Source organism: Methanobacterium spitsbergense (assembly GCF_019931065.1).
Taxonomy (GTDB): domain Archaea; phylum Methanobacteriota; class Methanobacteria; order Methanobacteriales; family Methanobacteriaceae; genus Methanobacterium_B; species Methanobacterium_B spitsbergense.
In genome coordinates this window covers 486537-505971 of the sequence record NZ_JAIOUQ010000003.1, presented here as the reverse complement: position 1 = coordinate 505971, position 19435 = coordinate 486537, and the positions used below count along the sequence as shown (strand labels likewise).

The 19435-nt window shown below is 33.5% G+C and carries 18 protein-coding genes; 7 read left to right on the top strand and 11 right to left on the bottom strand.

Annotation, left to right across the window (positions count from 1 at the left end; genetic code table 11):
* Positions 1–107 precede the first annotated feature (107 nt).
* From purB to K8N75_RS03770, 4 genes are all read left to right on the top strand, one after another.
* On the top strand, positions 108–1457 hold the full coding sequence (gene purB, locus K8N75_RS03785) for an adenylosuccinate lyase (protein WP_223790784.1): 1350 nt from the start codon (positions 108–110) through the stop codon (positions 1455–1457).
* A 224-nt stretch (positions 1458–1681) separates the two neighbouring features.
* Positions 1682–2599: a hypothetical protein gene (locus K8N75_RS03780; protein ID WP_223790783.1), complete on the top strand. Its 918-nt coding sequence runs from the start codon at positions 1682–1684 to the stop codon at positions 2597–2599.
* 196 nt (positions 2600–2795) lie between these two features.
* Positions 2796–3692 carry a hypothetical protein gene (locus K8N75_RS03775; RefSeq protein WP_223790782.1) on the top strand — a complete coding sequence of 299 codons (897 nt, stop codon included), beginning with the start codon at positions 2796–2798 and terminating at the stop codon, positions 3690–3692.
* A gap of 106 nt (positions 3693–3798) precedes the next feature.
* Positions 3799–4194: a DUF126 domain-containing protein gene (locus K8N75_RS03770; protein ID WP_223790972.1), complete on the top strand. Its 396-nt coding sequence runs from the start codon at positions 3799–3801 to the stop codon at positions 4192–4194.
* A 79-nt stretch (positions 4195–4273) separates the two neighbouring features.
* On the opposite strand, the gene K8N75_RS03765 is transcribed toward K8N75_RS03770, so the two are convergent.
* The 4 genes from K8N75_RS03765 to K8N75_RS03750 all read right to left on the bottom strand — a co-directional run bounded on the left by K8N75_RS03765 (position 4274) and on the right by K8N75_RS03750 (position 6140).
* Positions 4274–4705, bottom strand: a complete 432-nt coding sequence (locus tag K8N75_RS03765) for a DUF5518 domain-containing protein (protein WP_223790781.1) — start codon at positions 4703–4705, stop codon at positions 4274–4276.
* Positions 4706–4723: 18 nt separating this feature from the next.
* Positions 4724–5113 carry a DUF5518 domain-containing protein gene (locus tag K8N75_RS03760; RefSeq protein ID WP_223790780.1) on the bottom strand — a complete coding sequence of 130 codons (390 nt, stop codon included), beginning with the start codon at positions 5111–5113 and terminating at the stop codon, positions 4724–4726.
* 67 nt (positions 5114–5180) lie between these two features.
* Positions 5181–5570: a DUF5518 domain-containing protein gene (locus K8N75_RS03755; protein ID WP_223790779.1), complete on the bottom strand. Its 390-nt coding sequence runs from the start codon at positions 5568–5570 to the stop codon at positions 5181–5183.
* Positions 5571–5783: 213 nt separating this feature from the next.
* Positions 5784–6140 carry a DUF5518 domain-containing protein gene (locus K8N75_RS03750; RefSeq protein ID WP_223790778.1) on the bottom strand — a complete coding sequence of 119 codons (357 nt, stop codon included), beginning with the start codon at positions 6138–6140 and terminating at the stop codon, positions 5784–5786.
* Positions 6141–6458: 318 nt separating this feature from the next.
* On the opposite strand from K8N75_RS03750, the gene K8N75_RS03745 reads away from it, so the two are divergent.
* On the top strand, positions 6459–7697 hold the full coding sequence (locus K8N75_RS03745; protein WP_223790777.1) for a metal-dependent hydrolase family protein: 1239 nt from the start codon (positions 6459–6461) through the stop codon (positions 7695–7697).
* 158 nt (positions 7698–7855) lie between these two features.
* On the opposite strand, the gene truD is transcribed toward K8N75_RS03745, so the two are convergent.
* The 4 genes from truD to K8N75_RS03725 all read right to left on the bottom strand — a co-directional run bounded on the left by truD (position 7856) and on the right by K8N75_RS03725 (position 12751).
* On the bottom strand, positions 7856–9109 hold the full coding sequence (gene truD, locus K8N75_RS03740) for a tRNA pseudouridine(13) synthase TruD (RefSeq protein WP_223790776.1): 1254 nt from the start codon (positions 9107–9109) through the stop codon (positions 7856–7858).
* Between the two features lie 181 nt (positions 9110–9290).
* Positions 9291–10634: a coenzyme F390 synthetase gene (gene ftsA, locus K8N75_RS03735; RefSeq protein WP_223790775.1), complete on the bottom strand. Its 1344-nt coding sequence runs from the start codon at positions 10632–10634 to the stop codon at positions 9291–9293.
* A 106-nt stretch (positions 10635–10740) separates the two neighbouring features.
* Entirely contained in the window at positions 10741–11421 is a 681-nt protein-coding gene (locus K8N75_RS03730; RefSeq protein ID WP_223790774.1) for an HAD family hydrolase, read from the bottom strand.
* Positions 11422–11458: 37 nt separating this feature from the next.
* A complete protein-coding gene (locus K8N75_RS03725) occupies positions 11459–12751 on the bottom strand; it encodes an amidohydrolase family protein (RefSeq protein WP_223790773.1) in 1293 nt (430 codons plus the stop codon).
* Positions 12752–12871: 120 nt separating this feature from the next.
* Between K8N75_RS03725 and hisG the strand changes: the two genes are divergently transcribed.
* Together hisG and K8N75_RS03715 are read left to right on the top strand one after the other, a co-directional pair.
* Positions 12872–13732, top strand: a complete 861-nt coding sequence (hisG, locus tag K8N75_RS03720) for an ATP phosphoribosyltransferase (protein ID WP_223790772.1) — start codon at positions 12872–12874, stop codon at positions 13730–13732.
* Positions 13733–13755: 23 nt separating this feature from the next.
* Entirely contained in the window at positions 13756–14547 is a 792-nt protein-coding gene (locus K8N75_RS03715; protein ID WP_223790771.1) for a fumarylacetoacetate hydrolase family protein, read from the top strand.
* Between the two features lie 370 nt (positions 14548–14917).
* Here K8N75_RS03715 and leuS read toward each other — a convergent pair whose 3' ends face one another.
* From leuS to K8N75_RS03700, 3 genes are all read right to left on the bottom strand, one after another.
* Positions 14918–17794 (bottom strand): leucine--tRNA ligase, encoded by a 2877-nt coding sequence (gene leuS, locus K8N75_RS03710; protein WP_223790770.1) that lies wholly within the window; start codon positions 17792–17794, stop codon positions 14918–14920.
* Between the two features lie 188 nt (positions 17795–17982).
* Complete coding sequence (cutA, locus tag K8N75_RS03705) at positions 17983–18300, bottom strand: divalent-cation tolerance protein CutA (protein ID WP_223790769.1); 318 nt, start codon at positions 18298–18300, stop codon at positions 17983–17985.
* A gap of 28 nt (positions 18301–18328) precedes the next feature.
* The gene (locus K8N75_RS03700) at positions 18329–19150 is read right to left on the bottom strand and encodes an NAD+ synthase (protein ID WP_223790768.1); all 822 of its coding nucleotides are present in this window, start codon (positions 19148–19150) and stop codon (positions 18329–18331) included.
* Between the last annotated feature and the right edge of the window lie 285 nt (positions 19151–19435).

Here is a 19435-nt window from a genome sequence, read left to right as displayed (position 1 = left end):
AACCTACTTTGATTTTACATAATTAGGAATTTGAATGAATATTTAATTGATAATTTTATAATTTTTTATTATGACTTTTAAGAACATTTTTAATGGAGTTTTTTAACATGGCTATCCACCCAATAGAATACAGATATGGAACTGAAGAAATGAGAAAAGTCTGGGAAACAGATAACAAACTTCAAAAGATGCTTGAAGTAGAAGCTGCCCTTGCAGAAGCAGAAGCTCAAATGGACATGATACCTAAAGAAGCTGCAGTAGAAATAAAATCCAAAGCCAACATTGAATTTGTAACATCGAAAAGAGTATCTGAAATAGAAGCTGAAACAAATCATGATATTGCATCAATTGTCAAGGCGCTTGCAGAAGTATGTGAAAATGATGCGGGAGAATATGTTCACTTTGGAGCTACATCTAATGATATAATTGATACATCACAATCTTTGCTTTTTAAAGAATCCATTAAAATCCTTAAAGATCGATTAACTCTATTAACAAAGACACTTCTGGGATTAGCTAGTGAAAATAAGGAAAATGTTTGTATTGGAAGAACCCATGGGCAACATGCACTCCCAACAACCTACGGAATGAAATTTGCAATCTGGGCAGATGAGCTGCACAGACAACTAAACCGACTTGATGAATGTAATGAAAGACTTTGTGTTGGAATGATGACCGGTGCAGTTGGAACAACTGCAGCTCTTGGAACTGATGGTCTGGCCGTCCATAAAAAAGTTTCAGAAATTCTAGGACTTAAACCAGTTATAATCTCAAATCAAATTGTCCAAAGGGATGCACATGCCGAGTTCATAATGGATCTTGCCAATATTGCCAGTACACTCGAAAAAATGGCTTTGGAAATAAGAAACCTACAAAGAACAGAAATAAATGAGGTTGGTGAAAGTTTTGATCCCCGGAAACAGGTTGGTTCTAGTACTATGCCTCATAAAATGAATCCAATTACTGCAGAACGAATATGTGGTATTTCTAGAGTAATAAGGGCATATGTAGCTCCTGCACTTCAAAACAATCCACTATGGCATGAAAGGGATCTTACCAATTCATCCTGTGAAAGAATTATATTACCTGAATCTTGCATGTTAACTGATTATATTATAAAACTCAGTCTAAAACTTTTTAATAATCTGATTTTCAAGCAGGATAATATTGAAAAAAATCTTAATCTAAGTCATGGATTAATAATGGCAGAAAGAGTAATGGCAGAACTCACACGAAAAGGTGTTGGAAGACAAACTGCTTATGCCCTTGTAAGAGAATCTTCAATGGACGCATACGAATTAGATAGTGGTTTGAAGGAGATTATATCCTCTAACAGAGAGATAACCAAATTCCTTTCCCCGAGTGAAATTGAAGAAATAATGGATCCCCATACTTACATTGGATCTTCTATACAAATGGTTGACAATGTATTGGCAGAATCAAGGAAATGGTTTTAATTCATTTTTTTAAATTTTTTCCCCTTTTTAAATTTTTAATTGATCTTTACATTAAAATGAAATTTAAAGATGATTAATTATACAAATCCTTATTTTTATGTAAATGTCTAAATTCAGTTTTAAATTACATTATCTACAGCTTTTACTTGTTTTACTACAACGAAAATTTAATATATGTTATTGAATAGAGATAAGTATTATAACAAGAAAGGAGGTGAAAAAAGATGGTCGACGTTAAAGAAATAAAATCAATTGATCTAGTGTCTTTCACTATGATGTCATCTTCAGTTAATGCAATTTTAGCACTTATAGGAGCAATAATACTATTAATTTTCTTCGGAGCATTTGCAGCATTTATACCAGCGGCAGGACTAGTATTTGCTAGCCTCGGTATATCAATGATAATACTATACCCTATCTTAACGTTCCTTGTCGAAATTACAATTTCATTTGTAACTGCACTCATTTACAACATGCTTGTACCTAGACTTGGTGGCGTAAAATTAGGAATAGATGGCAACGAAGTTCGTTCTGTACCAGTTGTCCCTTTTGCATTGATATTATCTGTTGTTGAAGCTATATGGGCGTTCATATTTGGCCTAGTACTTGCTGCACTTCTTGTACCACTGACTACACTAACAAGCACATTGATTCCATTAATAGCCAACGTAGCAGCAAATGCAACAAACATGACACCTGCAACCCTTCCAACAGGCTCAGCCGTAGGAACTGGAGGCGTAGTGTTAGCATTGATTTTAATCATTGCACTACCAATACTAGTCTTTATATTTGGATTCATTGGACATGCACTGGCAGCAATATTCTATAACTTCATAATACCTAGAGTAGGTGGAGTGAAATTATTATTTACACCTGCAGGCGCATTACATGAAATATCCTCAATACCCGTTGTTGCAGCATCGCTGGCTATAGCATCAGTTGCATTAATATTCGGACTTATTCGAGGAATATTACAATTGATAACAATGGCAGCATCTGGAGACGCAGTTGGAGGAATTGTAGCTCTAATAGCAAGTATAATTGTATACTTCATTGGAGCATTCATCATGGTTGCACTTATAACCATAATCTACAACTTCCTTGCACCAAGAATTGGCGGAGTTCAGTTAGGACTTGAATAAAGGTTAAAACCTTTATTTTTATATTTTTTTAAAACAATATTAAAAATAAATATTAAAAAAATGTTTCAAAATGGGATTAAATTATATTTATTTTAATTTAACTATTTCTGATGTTGTTTATAGATTATTTAAGTAAAAAAAATTTATATACAACCATAATTAGATAGTATTTTACATAGATTTGGAGGTGTATGCATTGATTCAAGTTAAAGATATTAAATCCATTCAAATTGTACCTTATACCATAATGATGTCTTCAATTGCAGCTGTATTGTCAGTGATATATGCAATATTTTTCATAATAATATTAAGTATAGGTGCAGTTTCTAGTGCAGGGGCAAATGCAAGTTTCATTGTAACTTTGATAATAGCACTGCTTTTACTATTCCCTACTGCTGGATTTTTACTGAGTATTGTTCAATCCTTTTTAACAGCCCTAATTTATAATTTATTAGTTCCTAAAATAGGATCCATAAAACTGGGTTTTGAAGAGTTAAAAGAGATTAAAAATGTTCCTGTAGTGCCCTTTGCTTTTATGATCTCGGCAATATCCGGAATTATCGTCTTCATTATTATGTTAATAGTGGGTCCCATCTTAGTATTAGGTTTACAGGCCGCCGCATTATCTGCAAGTGCAGCTGGTACTGCAATTCCAGGTTTGCCTAATTTTGGAGGGATGGGACTAATAGGACTGTTAATTTTAGTAATAGGAGTGCCTATTGGGATGTTCATTTTGACTTTTATTTCATCGGCAATAATGACAATTTTCTACAACTTCCTGGCTCCAAAAATCGGAGGGATACAATTTAATTTCGGGAATGCAATTGGAAAATTCCATGAAATAGAATCAATTCCAGTAGTCTCATTTGCATTAATAACTGCTATCGTAATAACCCTATTTTCTTTCTTAATACAGGTTATTAGTTTAATAATATCCATTGCAGTAGGTGCAGCAATAATACCTGAATTAATATCATTGGTTACAAGTATTGTAGTTAGTTTAATTTTTGGATTTGTAATATATGCAATTACAGCCGCTCTTTACAATTACCTACAACCAAGAATTGGTGGAATTAAATTGGAAATTGAATGAATAACGCCTAATGGCTTTATTTTTTATTCTTTTTTTATTTTACAAATCTAATGCATAAAATATCTAAAATAAATATACTAATTAAAGTGTAACAATGACAAAAAAAATCATAAAATGTAGAAAAATCTCAAAAGGTTGCGCAAAAGGTGAGGTTATACTAACTAAATATCCATTGAGCTTCCTTGGAGGAGTTGACCCTGAAAAGGGTGTTGTTACAGATTCAAATCACGACCTTTATGGTAAAAGTATAGGGGGAAAGATCCTAATCATCCCATCTGGAAAAGGTTCAACAGTTGGTTCGTATGTATTGTATCAAATGGCAAAAAACAAAACAGCTCCTCTTGCAATTGTTGCTATTGAAGCTGAACCCATAATAGCTACAGGAGCCATAATGGGAGAAATTCCTATGGTTGATCATCCTGAATCTGATATTTATAATTTAATCAATAATGGAGATCAAATCATTGTTGATGCAAATTTAGGTTGCTTGAAAATACTGTAATATTAATCATCAGTAATTGAAAAATTTAAACAAAATCATTTTATTAATTTGAATTATTCAATAAAAATAAATCGAAGTTTTAATCAACTTCAACTCTTATTGACCCTTTTTCTTTCACAGAAAATCCTATAACCCCTCCAATAGCACCTAAAACTCCTCCGATAATTACAGAAATGAGTGTTATAAACATTCCAGTTATCAAGGTTATGGTACCTGCAATTACTCCTACTTGAGTAAATACGAGCCCAATAATTGTACTTAAAGCTCCAAATCCTAAAATGAAAATTGCCCCAATTATTAATCCCCCTATTACTCCAGATACTGCACCATCGGCAGCCCCTTCAGCCTGGTTTTTAGTGTAGTACATTGTATTATCATGTGCCAGATAAGTTGCCATAAATCCCCCAATAACTGGCCCTAAAAAGAATAGTGGGAACATAATAATTGTTAGTACAATGGTTAGTACTGCATTAATAAGTGCCCCTATTCCAATAGCCTTCCAATCAGTCATTTTATACACCTTTGTAATTTATTTAGGTTGATCTTCTTTTATTTCAGGAGAATTAGTTGATTTTACACCGATAAGTGTTCCAACTATCCCTCCAAGTGCCCCAATAATAATATAAGCGCCTATTAATACTAGAGCCGCAATTATTAGAATACTGGCTACGGTTTCTGAAAATCCTGATCGTACAAAGACAACTAAAATCTGAACTATTCCCGTGAATATTCCCACTAATATTCCATGTAATGCGGCTTCTACCACTGTAATTTTTGCTTTCTTATTGGCAAGATATCCTGCGACTATGGCCCCTATAAGTACAGCTACGAATTGTCCAATCGGAAATATGAGTCCCATTGCCAAAACAAGTACTAATGCTATTAGAAATCCTATTATTACTGATTTTTGATCGATCATGTTTTCTCCTGCTTAAGATATTCGAAGTTATATTCAATTTTTTATAATTTATTTATGGATCATAATATTAAGGACCTCTGTACTCTACTACTCTTACCTCTGGTTCGTTTTTCACAACGGATCCTATAGCTCCTCCAACAGCCATTACTATCATTACGCCTATGAAGCCAACAAGAATGAATAAAGAGGTTATTGTGGCTGCAGCGAATCCAATAATACCTAAAATTAAAGTTCCAGCTATAAGTAGCAAGAATGAAAGTACTATGGCTCCGAATACTCCTGCAAGTGCACCGTTAACAGCACCATTCATTGCGTCACCACCCACTATATACCCTACTGCCATGCCTGCTAAAAGTAGACCTAATAATCCTCCCCAAATTGGAATAATTATTGCAAATATTCCTCCAAGAATTATTGAAAGGAAAAATCCAATTATAACAGCTCCCCAGTTAACCATATAACTCCTCCTTTAATTTAGATTTTATTAGAATTAAATTTGTACATTATAAGTCTATAATTCTGGTGTTTTCAATTCATTACAAATATACATTATTTATTTTAATTACTAATATTTTTTGTAAAAATAATTAGAATTAATTTAGAATTATCGAATTGATTGAAAAATTATTTTTAAAAAAAGAAAATTTAGGGATTAAATTCAGTACAGTATCTAACCTGTACCTTTTATTAAAACCCCTATAGCTCCACCTATTGCACCAACTACCAAACCGTAGATTATGCCTATGATCAGCACTAATGCTCCAGCTCCAGCTCCTGCTGCCCCAAGCGCTACTCCAAAACCAACAATAGCAAGTATACCAACAATTATTGCTGCAACTATGCCAACAAGTGCCCCATGTATAGCCCCATTTGTGTAGTTTCCACCTACTGTATAACCAACATATATCGTTGCTATTAAGTAAGCGATAATGCCTCCCCATGATCCAATTAAAAGTTCAAGAATTATACTGAGTATTATTGCAATTACTAGACCAATTATTACAGGCGTCCATTTTACTTCTACCATCTTTTCACCTCCCTTTAAACTTATTATTATATGCTTTTATCATAATATTTAATAACATTTTCTTTTTAATTATAAAAGAAAGGTTTATAGGTTCATTGATTGATTAGTGAAAATTAGTAAAAGAATTTACAAAAGATTAATAAATTTCAAAAAAATAAATAAAAGATATATTAAACTGTTGTAGCTTTTGCAGTTTGTATATGCATGGTAAAGTCCGCATTTACTATTTTATAACAAGACTTATTTTAACAAAAAATAAGAACTTTAAAAATATAGTATTAACAATTGTGAAAACTAAAATTTGAGAGATGGTAACAAATGTCGTACTTACTTATTAATAACGGGATTTTAATCAATGGAAATGGAGGAACTCCCATCCAAAATGCGGCTGTTCTAATAAAAGATAATCATATAGTTGCTGCAGGGTTAGAAGAATCTATAAAAATCCCTGCTGAAAAAATTAACATTGTAGATGTAAAAGGAAGTTTCATATTACCTGGTTTCATAGATGCCCATGTTCACCTTATGACAGAGGGCTTTACACGGGAAGAAACCATATACACACCCCTTTCATTATATTTTTATAATGCCATAGAACGAATGAAACGTACTATTAATGCAGGAGTGACAAGTGTTAGAGATGCAGGTCTTGCGGATGTAGGAGTTAAACTGGCAGTTGATAATGGAATTATTATTGGACCACGTCTTCAGATCTCAGTTTCACCTCTTTCTATTACAGGTGGACATTTTGATTTTTGGTTAAATTCTGGCTTTGATATTAAACCAATATATCCAGGTTATCCAGATGGAATTGCTGATGGTGAAGAAGAAGTTAGGAAAACTGTAAGGGAAATTATGCGTGCAGGCGCAGAAGTAATTAAGGTCATGGTTACAGGGGGAGTAATAAGTGCGAATGATCGTCCGGAATATCCTCAGTTTTCCATGAAAGAATTGAAAGTCATAGTTGAAGAAGCCAACTACAGGAATTTACAAGTTGTGGCCCATGCACATGGAACTAAAGGTATTAAAAATGCTATCAACGCAGGAGCGAATTCAATTGAACATGGAACATGTCTTGATGATGAATGTATAGAACTGATGATTTCCAATGGAACCTTCCTTGTTCCCACATTCATAGCAATGAAGATAAACAAAGAATTAGCAGAAGATGAAACATCTGCAATCCCTGACTGGAGTCGTGACGATGCTATTCGTATGGAAAAAGTCCATGAAAATAACATTAGAAAGGCTTACAAAGCTGGAGTTAAAATTATAATGGGAACAGATTCGGGTGTTATAACACACGGTCGCAACCTTGATGAACTAGGATACATGTGTGATATGGGAATGGATCCTATGGAAGCAATCGTTGCAGGAACAAAGAAAGCAGCAGAAAGTTTAGGATGGGAAGAAAAATTGGGTTCAATTGAATTTGGAAAACTTGCAGACATTGTTATAAGCAAATACGATCCATTAACAAATATAAAGTCATTAGGAGATCCAAATAATATATTATTGGTAATTAAAGATGGTAAAATAGTTAAAAATATACTTTAACAATCATTAAATATTTTTAACTAAATTTTTTTAAATTACAAACAAATCATTTCCATATAAATTCTCTAAATTCAACATTTTATTACAGACTCAGAACCCATATAAAAGTGCATTAAAAAATGGTATTAACATCAAATAACTCATATTTTGAATTTTAGTTAATACACATCTTCTTTCATTATTTCCCTGAGAACAGCAGTTGCATAGCATCCTTTTGGAATGGAAAACTCTGTGAGTACTCCTTCAGAAGTTTCAACTGCAGAAATATCCCATATTTTAAATCTTATAGCTCTTCTAAGTCCATGACTTCCTAATTTTGGAGTTTTTGGACATTCAAAATCTTCTAGTTTTATTCCCTCATCATCGAGAACTTTTTGCTCTATTTTACCAACCACTCCTTCTGCAAGTGGTACTTTAGTACCATAAAGTGGTGCTGTTGGATGAACCTCAAAAGACTTTATTCTTTCATTTATATTATTTATATCAAATTCATGTACTAAATGTTCCTCGTTGTCGATTATTATATCTCCATCGACATATTTATCTATTCCAAGTTTTGATCTCTCACTCACAACCTTGTTGAATAGGTAAGACTGATATGCATGAACAAACATTCGTTTTAGTGGTTTAGGAAGGCTTTCCAATGCTATTTTATATGAATTTTCATTAAGTTCTCCTTTTTTTCGCTTTTGTTTCATTAGCTCCCTGAGCATCATCTTCTCATATCTCATTCCCGCAGGCATACTCTCGTAAGCCTCTTCCAGTTCCCCATCATCATAATATTGTCTGGCAGACTTTATATGGTCCTTTTCTTTAGGATAGGGGTTTCCAATATAAGAATCTACTGCACCTTTAATATCATTTTGAACAATGTATTCTCCAACCCTGTGAGTATTTGGTCTGTTCTTTCCAAACCTCTGCCATCCATAATAATTAGGTACACCAACTGTCTCTAGTTTACTTAAAATATTATTAGCAGTTTTAACATCATTTTCAGGATTTTCTGTATCTCTGATTAAAATTCTAAACTTGTTACCGATAAGTTGTCCTATCCTGAGTTTTTTCTCATTCTGTTTAATTTCAAGTACTTTTACATTGTATAATTTGTCTTCTAATCCCACTAACTCCGATGCTTCACTGTTTGAAACACATAACCATTGTCTTGTTAAGGCAGATTTATCCTTCATACCTGCAAATCCCATTCTTTTTCGACTGATCTTAAACTCCTTTGCAATGTCAAGTACTACTTCAAGGGTATTTCTGCCTATTTTCTCAATTAATATCCATGTGTTGGGTCCGGTTCCACTGGGCAGATGTTCAGGTATTTCTTCAACATAAAAATCTTCATATTTTGTTCTGATTTTGCCCCCAATTCCTTTATCCTTTGTTATATAAGTTTCAGCGTTTAACATATTCATTTCTCCTATATTCCCTTTTTATTCATTAAAATTGAAATGAAACTTTATTTTGGAAATAAAAAATTTTTCTATCAATTACATCATAATATATTTTTTTTGTTTGGAAAATCCATCTGAATAATTAAATTCTTCTTATTTTAATGAATTATAAAAAAAATTGTTAGTTATGTTTAAATCATCGGCGGTCTATCAAACGTTTAGGTCTTCCCTTAATTCTATAAAATTCTAAACCTTCTGATTCAGTAAAATCGAACATAATGTTAAATGTTCCATCTGTGTGTGCTTGCTGTAGACCAGGTTTGTATTTAAAGAATGTTTTGATAAAATTGTTTTCAACTATGTCCTTATCACAACTAACAGGATCATCACATTCAACCCTAACCGTTAAAGTTGCCTCATCATTATCCCCATATATAAATGCTTCATATTCTCCTGTTAAATAATCCATGTTTTCACGTTGAAAAACTCCCTGTTCAACATCTACCTTGTTAAATGGAAAACCAGAAACCCATACAGTTTCTGATTCCCTCTGAGGATTCATTATTCTCATATGAGTTCTTCCACATTTACATCTATGGCGTGATACTACTGTGGTTGTGTCATCAGTATCATAATTAATGAGCAAATTTCCTGTTTTTCCACCTAAAGGTAAAAGGGTTGTTAGAACAATTCTACCACATTCATCATCTTCTACAAAGTTTTCAAGCTGAGGATTATATACATCAAGGTGAACAAGATCCTCAGGCACATGTAATCCGCTCTTTTTAATACACTCCCCACACATAGTGCCTTCTGTACTTCCATATGTATTGTAAACTGGAACATCCCATACTTCCTGTAGGTATTTACGTGATTCCTCAGAAAAACTTTCTCCACCAGCTATAAGTCTCTTTATACTTGATTCTGAAGGTTTAATTCCCTCAGACTCCATCCTATGTGCAAGACGCAGTAGTTTGAATACACTTCCAACGATGCCAGTTGGCTCATAGTTCTTAATAATTCTAACTGGAAAAGTGCATTTACCCTCAGGAATTATGGTCATACCAATTTTTTGCGCTGCAAGAGTCATTGTATTTGCACCAATGTTCATACCATACGATGCACACACAACAACTCTGTCACCTGATTCAAAGTTCTGAGATACGAATGCACGAGCATACTTCTCTGAATAACGCTGCCAATCTCCCCAAGTCAGAAAAAATGATTTTGGAACACCGCTGGTTCCACTAGTTTCATGTATTGTGAAAACATTTTTCCACGAAGTAGATTTAAACTCAAATATATTAGTCTCTGGAGGCTGGTTCTCCCTTATAACTTCGCCTGATACAACTGGTAGTTCTCTGAGATCCTCGTGATCTTGAACATCAGAGGGGATTGTACCAGTTTTATCGAACCATTTCCTATAGAAAGGTGAATTTTCATAAGCATATTCTACTGTGTAACGTATGCGTTCATCAACAAGCTCATCTAGCTCATCTCGAGGTAAAGTTTCGATATCTTCCCTGAAATAGGATCCCAATAAATTCCCTCCTTTTATAAATGTATGTAACTCATTCAATAAAATATGATTTATTCTAAAAACTAGTTAATTGAAAGAAAAAAAATAGAATATATCATAAATCATATCAATTCAAAATAATGTCCAAAACGGTTTTTGTGTCTTTAAGATCATTAAGAATGAAATCAGCACCAGCAAGAATAAGTTCATGATTGGAAAAATCTCCAGTGGCTACTCCAATTGTTTTAACCCCCACTTTCTGACCACTTAATATGTCTCGCGGTGTGTCACCAACCAAAAAAATATTTTCATAATTAATTTTACCTAAATTTTTTTCAGACTCTGCAATAGCGTCCTTAACCAGGCTACTTCTTTTCACAACTCTATCTCCAAATCCACCAAACTGGAAATATTTTTTTAAACCTACTTTCTCAAGTTTCAACCAGGCTATGGCTTCCATGTTTCCTGTAACAAGACCCATTGGTATTTCAAGTCTCTGAAGATTTTCAAGCAATAGTCTCACACCATCTAACACTATTAAATCTTTGTTTTGAAGAGCTACCTTAAAATTCAAATACATCAAATCCATGCATTCGTCTAAACCAGATTTTATTGTATCTGAATCCAGTTTTTCCAAGGCAAGTGTTGTATAAATAATTTTGAGATCTGTCATTCCCTGCATATTTGGAATGGAACGGGGGTTTTTTATTCCATATACTTGGGATAATGCTTCTTTTAAAGCAGCATAATGAAATGTTGAACCAACCAGTAATGTTTTATCAATGTCAAATAAAACTAATTTATCCATTTTATACCTCAATAGGCCCCATTCCCATAAAAATAGCTCAACATTTCGATAGAAGATCTTCTGAAGCATTTTCTGCAATCTCAATTACTCTTGCCTCATCAATTGTTAAAAGTTCCTTATTTTTCATAAGTACCGTCCCATTGCATAACACTGTATCAACATCGCCTCCACTAGCAGAATATACCAGATGAGATATAGGATTTCTAAATGGAGTTAATTTGGGTATTTTCATGTTAACTAAGACAATATCTGCCTTTTTTCCAACTTCTATACTTCCTATTTCATTTTCAAGGCCAAGTGAATTAGCACCATTAATAGTAGCCATTTTATAAACATTTGCAGCTGACAGAACAGTTGGATCCATGGTATTTACCTTCTGAAGAAGTGCAGAAATTTTCATCTCCTCAAATAAATCCATATTGTTGTTTGATGCAGGGCCATCAGTACCCAATGACACACAAACTTCTTTATCTAAAAGTTTTGCAACCGGAGAAATTCCCGATGAAAGTTTCATGTTACTTGAAGGATTATGAGATAACTTAACATTTTTTTCCTTAATTATATCGATTTCAGAATCTGAAACCCACACTGCGTGAGCAGCTGTTACTTCCTCTCCTAAAAAGTTTATATCATTTAAATACTCAAATGGACGTTTTCCATGTATCTCTTGAATGTCTGAAACTTCTTTCTGAGTTTCAGAGACATGAATGTGTATTCTAACTCCATATTTATTTGATTCCTTCTTTACTCCTTCAAGTAATTCTTGTGAACATGTATATGGGGAATGAGGCCCAAATGCAACTTTAATCCTGCCATCTCCAGTATTATGACATTTTTTTATAATACGAATTGTTTCCTTGAATTCATTTTTTCTCTTCTCTTCGTCACCAAAGTCTATCATTCCATGTGAAAGCATTCCACGAATACCCGCTTCATCAGCAGCTTTTGCAACTTGATCCATAAAAAAATACATATCATTGAAGCATGTGGTTCCAGATTTGATCATTTCTGCACAGGCTAATAATGCTCCAGCGTAACAATGTTCCCCTGTAAGATTTGCTTCAACAGGCCAAATATGATTATTCAACCAGGAATCAAGAGGGATATCATCTGCAAGACCTCTCATGAGTGTCATTGAAAGATGTGTGTGAGTGTTAACAAGTCCGGGGAGTAAAATCTTGTCATCTGCGAGTATTACCTCTTCTGCATCACTAATTCCGATTTTGTCAGAAATTTCCACTATTTTATCGTTTTCGATTAATAATGAGCCTTTTATTATTTCATCAGCAATGATTGTTGCATCTTTTATAAGAATGTTTTTGCTTTCCATTTTCACACCATATATGAATTGAGGGAAGAACATAAATATTTAACAGTTCAACTTTATCATGTTATCAATTTAATAGTACTAAATCATGATTTAAACATTTTTAGAAATAGGAGGATTTAAATGCAGATAAGAATAGCATTGCCTTCCAAAGGAAGGATCAGCGAACCTGCTGTCAAACTTTTAGGCAAAGCAGGGATTGGAGTAAAGGATACTGCCAATAGAAGACTATTTTCCGAGACATATGATGAAGAGATAAGTGTTATGTTCACCAGAGCGGCTGATATACCTGAATTTGTTGCAGATGGTGCTGCAGATCTAGGAATGACTGGTCTAGACCTCATAGAAGAGAATAGTGCATCGGTTGAGATATTGGAAGATCTGAACTTTGGAAGTGCAAAACTAGTATTAGCTGTTCCAGAAGATTCCGGCACTAATACAATTTCGGATATTGAAGATGGTGCCGTGGTTGCAACTGAATTTCCAAATTTAACTAAACGATATTTCAAGAACAAAGGGATTGAAGCTAAAATAGTTGAATTAAGTGGATCTACAGAAATAGCACCCTTTATTGGCGTTGCAGACATAATTACAGACCTTACAAGCACTGGAACCACATTGAAAATGAATCATCTTAAAATCATTGACACGATCCTTGAAAGCTCAATTAAGCTCATTGCAAATAAAAAAAGTTATAAAGTCAACAATGATAAAATTGAAGCCATAAGAACCGGAATAAAAGGAGTTTTAGATGCAGAGGGTAAAAAGCTTGTAATGATGAATGTCAACAAAAAATTCCTCGATGATGTTAAAAAAGCCATGCCAGGACTCACAGGACCTACTGTTTCAAATGTACTTTCTGATAATGATGTTGTAGCTGTTCATGCTGTTGTTGATGAAAAAGAAGTTTTTAATCTTGTAAATCATCTCAAAAAGATAGGTGCTCGTGACATTTTAGTAGTACCAATTGAGAGAATCATTTAAATGATTCATATGGTGTGATTTCAATGAAACTAGTGGGATTTAAAACACAAATGAAAACAAAAACAGGTTTAATAGAAAATCAAAAAATAACGGAAATTAATTCCTCTATGATAGAAGCAATAAATACCTTGAATGTAGATGAACTGGAACTTTTAAACAGCTATCAACTTCAGGAAGTAGAGATAATTGCCCCTATAGTACCTTCGAAAATTGTGTGCATTGGTCTAAATTACACTGACCATGCAAAGGAACTTGATATGGACCTCCCTGAAGAACCCATTATTTTTATAAAACCAGCAACAGCAGTTATAGGGCATTTAAATGCTATAATTTATCCCAGATCTTCTACACAAGTTGATCATGAAGCAGAACTTGGAATAGTTATTTCAAAAGAAACTCATAATGTTAAATCTGAATATGCCCCCGAATACGTTGGAGGTTATACTGTTGTTAATGATGTTACTGCTAGGGACAAACAGAGAAAGGATATCCAATGGACCAGAGCAAAAAGTTTTGATACCTTCGCACCATTGGGGCCTTGGATCGAAACAGAGATGGATCCAATGAACCAAAAAATTTCTTTAAGACTTAACAAAGAATTGAAACAAAATTCCAACACCAAAAATATGATATTTGATGTTTACGAATTGATTGAATTTATATCAAATATAATGACATTAAATCCTGGAGATATAATATCAACTGGAACTCCTCCAGGTGTAGGACCTATGAATGTAGGGGATATTGTTGAAACAGAAGTTGAAGATGTTGGTATCCTAAAGAACTTTCTGAAACTTCAAACTAAAAAATATTAAAATTAACCCCTCTAAGGCATCATAATCAATTTATCACTTTTTTTAAGATAATTTCCCACATAACCTCTTTTTAAGTTTTAATACTATTTATATCACTCACTATGCCCCAAAATGTCGGAAGAGGGTTTTGGAATATCCTAAAAATCCTTCATATCCCGGTTTTAGAGTATTTGTAGCCGATAGCTCTGTTATTATCAATTAAACTAAACATCCATCAGGATCTGAAATTCTAAGAGCTTCTGAGTTTGAAATGGATCTTGGTTCTGAAAGGTTAAATGTTGCCTTGTCTATCTTGATAATTTATTAGAATGTTCCTCTGACATATGTTTGATCTGAAATTTACCAACTTAAAAATTATAAAATGGAATAATCATTCTATATAAATGGCTGGTTTGTATGGCATTGCATTACGCGATTTACCTTGGGGATCATAGGTAGGCTTATCGTAGATAATTACCTCAGCATCAGCCTCTCCAGAAAGGAATTCAATTGAATTGTTAAGGGCGGAATATTCATCTATCATTCCTAAATACTTGATTTTAGTCATTTCTTTTCCAATCTTCTTTGCAAATTCAGCTATTTCCTTTTTGTTATCATGGACATTTTGTTTTATAGCTTCTTGCATTATTTTACCTATATCTGGTTTGCCAATGTTGTTTGCAATATCAAACAGTTTCCATTTCCATTCTGGCGCAACATAAACATGAATTTTAGTCGGTTTAATGTTGATAACCTTTTTGATCTCGTTTATATCCTGAGAGAGTCCATACACTATTTCTTCACCCTTTTGAATTATTTCATCATTTGGATCTTGATAGTGCTCTGGCCACATTTTAGTTGAAACCAACTCATGACCGCCATATCTTTCCCAAAGCTCCTCACATCCATGTGGAACGAATGGGGCCATCAAACGAATCCATACCCCAAGAATGTAAACCAAAACCTCAGCTATTTCTTCCATTGCCACTGCATCTTCTGTTTCATGTTCAATTCTGAAAAAGAAATGATCTATATCCTTTTTAAATAGGAAAAACGCCTCTTGTAATGCTTTTCTTGTTTGAAATCCTTCCAAAGCTTTTGTTGCATCCATAATTCGCATATTAACTTGGGCCAACATCCATTTATTTATAGGTTTTTTAACTTTAGGTAAAGTTTCATGATCTTCAAGTATTATTTCTGAGCCGTAAATTTTTTCTACCCGCTGTGAAAATTCAAGGAACCATTCCAGACGTTTACTAATTCCCTTTACTTCATTTTCCCTCCAGTCAAAATCTTGCCAAGGTTCTGCTGAGGACATTAAAAACAGTCTAATAACATCCGATCCGTAGGTTTTTATTGCATCTTCCAGCATCACAATATTCCCTTTGGAAGAGGACATTTTATGACCTTCCAATAAACCCATTCCAAATACAACTATACCCCTTGGCCATTTCTCCTGAGGGAATATTGCAGAATGATGGAATATATGGAATGAAAGATGATTTCCAACCAAATCCTTGGCTGAAAGCCTCCAGTTTAAAGGGTACCAATAATTGAATTCATCTTTCATCTCATTAGTGAGTTCCTGATTTATTCCATGTGTAGGTGCTACAGAAGATTTCAATCCTAAAAATATCTCATCAAAGAATTGATCATTGAGATCCTCGGGATTAATATCTTTCATATATTTTGCTATTGTATAATATGCCATGTAAATAGTTGAATCACTTAAAGGCTCTATTAACCAGTCTTTATTCCATGGTAATTTGGTTCCAAGTCCGATTCTCCTTGAACATGCCCAATCCTGAAGCCATCCAATATAATAATTGAAGTTAGCCCTAACTTCTTCAGGTATGATATTCATGTCATCTAAACACTGATAAGTAACTTCTTTCCATCTCTCATCGGAGTACTTTAAAAACCACTGGTCATCAAGTATTTTAACAACACATTTAGTTCCACACCTACAAATAACAGGTCTTTCTGCAAATTCAAAAAGTATATCTCCTTTTCCTTCATTTGTCAGGAGTTTAATAATCTCGTCCCTTGCTTCTGAAACACCAAGCCCTTGATAAACACCAGTATCCTTATCCATAACCCCTTTTGCATGCTCAAGTTTGTATAACTCGTTAGTAACATCTTTTAAGTTAATATCATTTTGATTTGTAACATTATATCTATCAATCATATCCTTTGCAGGGACATTACTGAATCCTTCAAGTTTTATTATCCCGATTGCTTGAATCCCTAAAACTTGATCTTTTATGTTATATTTTTCAAGTTGCTTTTCATTATTTTTAAGGTCTAACAATGCTATTAAATCTGCAGGAGCATGTCCCGGTACAGAATAAACAACTCCCGTAGCATATTCAGGATCAACGAATGATGCAGGAAGTATTATATGTTTATCACCAGTTAAAGGATTTTTTACATGTTTACCAATTAATTCCTTTGCATTGACATCCGATACCTTTAAAATATCTTTTTTTTGATTCAATATGTTACTGTAGGCCTCTTTGGCTATTATCCAATTTTCATTATTCACATTGATTTTAATATATTCTGAATCAGGATTTAACCATAAATTAGTAGCCCCAAATAATGTTTCAGGCCTAAATGTTGCTGCAACCAAATATTCCCCATCTAATTCAAACTTAACAAGTGTTAGTTCATTTATTCCTACACCTTCCCCTTCAAGAAGATCATGGTCCCCCACCGGATTTTCACATTCTGGACAGTACTTTACAGGGTGTTCACCTATACGTACAAGGTCCTTTTCTTTTAGTTTTCTAAACTGCCATTCTATAAATTTTTGATAATGTGGATCCAAGGTCTTGAATTCTCTTCTCCAATCAATTGTATAACCCATACGAGTCATTACGTCATGATATTCCCTACTGAAATACTCTACAATATATTCGGGATCAATGAATTTTTCAAGCTCTTCTTCAGGCACCTTATGAATATTTTTATAGATATCCATGGTCCACTGATCTCTTCTTTCGATACGTTTGGCAATCCCTACAACTGGTGCACCTGTTACATGCCACCCCATTGGAAATAAGACATTGTATCCTTGCATTCTTTTAAAACGTGCATAAACATCTGGAACTGTATAAGTTCTTCCATGTCCAATGTGCATTGCTCCACTAGGATAGGGGTATGCTACTGTTACATATATTTTCTTTTTATTATTAGGATCAGAGTGGAATATACCGGCTTCTTGCCATTTCCTTTGCCATTTCTCTTCAATTTTAATGTCAGTCAAATGATCACCCCAAAATAAACTTAAAATCCATAGAAATATTCAATTTTTTAATTCATATTAAAATCTAAATATGATTTAATTGATTTTTAATCAGAATATGATTATTATAAATTTTTATAAGATTAATCTATCTCAATAATTTTTTTATATTCAATATATTTGTTACTGAACATCACAATTAATAATCCCTATTTTATTTCCAACTCATTTTTCATCCATTTTAAATAATTATTAGATCCATTATTTACACGTATTTCTAATATACATGGAATTTCATAACTGTGAAGTTGTTCTACTCTCTTTATTACCTTCACAACTAATTCTGACTTTGTTTTAATAAACATAATTGACTCTGAATCTTCCTCAATAGTACCTTTCCAAAGATACATGGATCCTATTGTTGGAATTATATTAATACAAGCTGCCAGTTTTTCTTCTAAAAGTTTCCTTGCAATTTTCTTGGACTCTAAATCTCCTGAAGTAGTTATATAAACCATTGAATACATTATTACACCGTTTATAATATAAAAAAGATTAAATTGTTTCAGGCGATGGTGCTGGTTTCAACTTATGTGTCGAACTATTAACCTTAGCCCTTATCCTTAAAACTTCTTCAATAGATATACCCAGCTTTTGTGCAATATCCATGTCTTCCATCTTTTTATCAACCATTAGACACAACATTTTGTCAAGAAGCCCATATTTTATACCCAATTCCTCTTCATCGGTCTGGCCTGCCCACAAACCTGCTGTTGGGGGTTTTTTAATTATTCCCTCAGGTACTTCAATATGCGATGCAAGTAATCTCACATCAGTTTTGTAAAGATCTCCAATTGGCAATATATCTACACCGCCATCACCATATTTAGTGAAGTATCCTACAAGAAGTTCAGTTCTGTTTCCTGTTCCTACAACCAATCTATTCAAGTCATTTGCATGATAATACAGTATCATCATTCTAATTCTTGCCTTTAGATTTGCATTAGCAAGTTCTCTGTTGTGTGATGTTCCCTGTTTCTTCTGAGCAGCATGGATACAAAGATCCTTGAAAGGTGCTATTAAATCATCTACATGGATAATCTCATATTCAATTCCAAGGGCCTCTGCAACAGTTATTGCATCTTCTATATCTTCATCTGGAGTTGTAACTGTTGGCATGATAATCCCCAAAATCTGATCATTTTTAAGGGATCTTGCGCACAGATAAGCTGTTGTTGAGGAGTCTAAACCTCCGCTAAGCCCAATGACCACTCCTGATGTTTGAGATTCTTTCCACTTATCTGCTATAAATTTGGAAATTTTTTTGGCAATTTTTTCTTGATCCCTTTGGAGAATATTATTTGTTTCTTCTTGCATTTCAACCACTGAATGGCTTTTATATTTTGAACTTTATTTAAACTCTATTCCGTTTATTTAAGAGGATCTAATTTAAGTGTAGGATTGGTTTTTTTGAATTTACGAAATATCATCCTATTTTTTCTTAAATTACGATTTAAAATTATTAGATACAGATATAACTCAATAGTAGAAGCATTATCATTACTAGTTAATTACTAACTACTCTAAAGTGTTTTATTGGTTCCTTTCAACATAAACTTTCCTATCTAATAATAACTCAATATTAAATAACAGACAAAAATA

Excerpts from the sequence above, each read along its gene's own strand:
- K8N75_RS03750 (WP_223790778.1), bottom strand. The coding sequence starts at position 6,140 with ATGGTAGAAGTAAAATGGACGCCTGTAATAATTGGTCTAGTAATTGCA.
- K8N75_RS03715 (WP_223790771.1), top strand. The coding sequence starts at position 13,756 with ATGAAACTAGTGGGATTTAAAACACAAATGAAAACAAAAACAGGTTTA.
- K8N75_RS03765 (WP_223790781.1), bottom strand. The coding sequence starts at position 4,705 with ATGACTGATTGGAAGGCTATTGGAATAGGGGCACTTATTAATGCAGTA.
- truD (WP_223790776.1), bottom strand. The coding sequence starts at position 9,109 with ATGTTAAACGCTGAAACTTATATAACAAAGGATAAAGGAATTGGGGGC.
- K8N75_RS03755 (WP_223790779.1), bottom strand. The coding sequence starts at position 5,570 with ATGGTTAACTGGGGAGCTGTTATAATTGGATTTTTCCTTTCAATAATT.
- hisG (WP_223790772.1), top strand. The coding sequence starts at position 12,872 with ATGCAGATAAGAATAGCATTGCCTTCCAAAGGAAGGATCAGCGAACCT.
- K8N75_RS03745 (WP_223790777.1), top strand. The coding sequence starts at position 6,459 with ATGTCGTACTTACTTATTAATAACGGGATTTTAATCAATGGAAATGGA.
- K8N75_RS03725 (WP_223790773.1), bottom strand. The coding sequence starts at position 12,751 with ATGGAAAGCAAAAACATTCTTATAAAAGATGCAACAATCATTGCTGAT.
- K8N75_RS03700 (WP_223790768.1), bottom strand. The coding sequence starts at position 19,150 with ATGCAAGAAGAAACAAATAATATTCTCCAAAGGGATCAAGAAAAAATT.
- cutA (WP_223790769.1), bottom strand. The coding sequence starts at position 18,300 with ATGTATTCAATGGTTTATATAACTACTTCAGGAGATTTAGAGTCCAAG.
- K8N75_RS03760 (WP_223790780.1), bottom strand. The coding sequence starts at position 5,113 with ATGATCGATCAAAAATCAGTAATAATAGGATTTCTAATAGCATTAGTA.
- K8N75_RS03780 (WP_223790783.1), top strand. The coding sequence starts at position 1,682 with ATGGTCGACGTTAAAGAAATAAAATCAATTGATCTAGTGTCTTTCACT.
- K8N75_RS03730 (WP_223790774.1), bottom strand. The coding sequence starts at position 11,421 with ATGGATAAATTAGTTTTATTTGACATTGATAAAACATTACTGGTTGGT.
- purB (WP_223790784.1), top strand. The coding sequence starts at position 108 with ATGGCTATCCACCCAATAGAATACAGATATGGAACTGAAGAAATGAGA.